Source organism: Terriglobus sp. YAF25 (genome assembly GCF_052113305.1).
Lineage (GTDB): Bacteria > Acidobacteriota > Terriglobia > Terriglobales > Acidobacteriaceae > Terriglobus.
Genome location: NZ_JBFRCY010001074.1, coordinates 1 through 1,002 on the forward strand (window position 1 = coordinate 1; position 1,002 = coordinate 1,002).

Annotated in this window: 1 protein-coding gene; it reads left to right on the forward strand. The window is 62.6% G+C overall.

Features of this window, described 5'->3' with window-relative positions; translation table 11 throughout:
* A partial coding sequence (locus AB4043_RS26615) for a phosphoenolpyruvate carboxylase (protein WP_442308677.1) occupies window positions 1–1,002 on the forward strand: 1,002 nt, incomplete at both ends.

The following is a 1,002-nucleotide window of genomic DNA, read 5'->3' on the forward strand; positions in this document are numbered from 1 at the left end:
GCTGGAGGTGCGCACCTATGGCCTGCATCTGCACACGCTCGACATCCGCCAGCATGCCCGCGTTCATGCTACCGCGGTTGCGGAGCTTGGCGACGTGCAGAGCGTGAACGAAGGTGCACTGCCGAAGCAGCTCTCAGCGCAGACGCTGGAGCTGATCGATACCGTGCGCGCCGTTGCCGAGATCAAGCGGAAGTCGCCGCGAGCCATTCGCCAGTACGTCATCAGCGGAGCTACCGAAAAAGAAGACATGCTCCGCGTCATATGGCTGGCTCGTATGGGTGGCGTTACCGTGGAAGGCCGTGAAGGCGACCCAGGCCTTAAGCCGGTGCCGCTCTTCGAGTCGATTGAAGATCTGCGCAACGCTCCGCGTATCTGCCGCGATGTCTGGACCAGCGAGGCCTACAAGCCGCTGCTCGAGAGCTGGAACTGGGAACAGGAGATCATGCTCGGCTACTCCGACTCGAACAAAGACGGAGGCATGATCACCTCGACCTGGGAGATCTACAAGGCGCATCGCGCGCTGCACCATGTGGCTCGCGAGTGTGGCGTGAAGCTGCGGTTGTTCCATGGCCGTGGAGGAACTGTCGGCCGCGGCGGCGGACCGACGCACCGCGCCATCTATGCGCAGCCCTTCGATGGATTCAACGGTCAGTTCCGCATCACCGAACAGGGTGAGGTGATGAACTGGAAGTACTCCGATGTGGTGCTCGCCGAGCGCAACCTGGAGCTGATGCTGGCCGCCTCGCTTGATGCCCTGGCGCGTCCCGACGCCAAGCTGCAGTGCGATGCTTGCCTGACCGGTCTGCTTACGCCGGAGTGGGAAGGGGCGCTGAACGATCTGAGCGAGACCTCCTATGGTTTCTACCGCTCCAGCATCGTCGAAGACCCCGAAGTCTTTACCTACTTTGAGCAGGCCACGCCGGTGGTTGAGCTGGAGCATGCCAAGATCGGTTCCCGGCCTGCGCGCCGCAGCGGCAAGCGCAATTTTGCTGACCTGCGCGC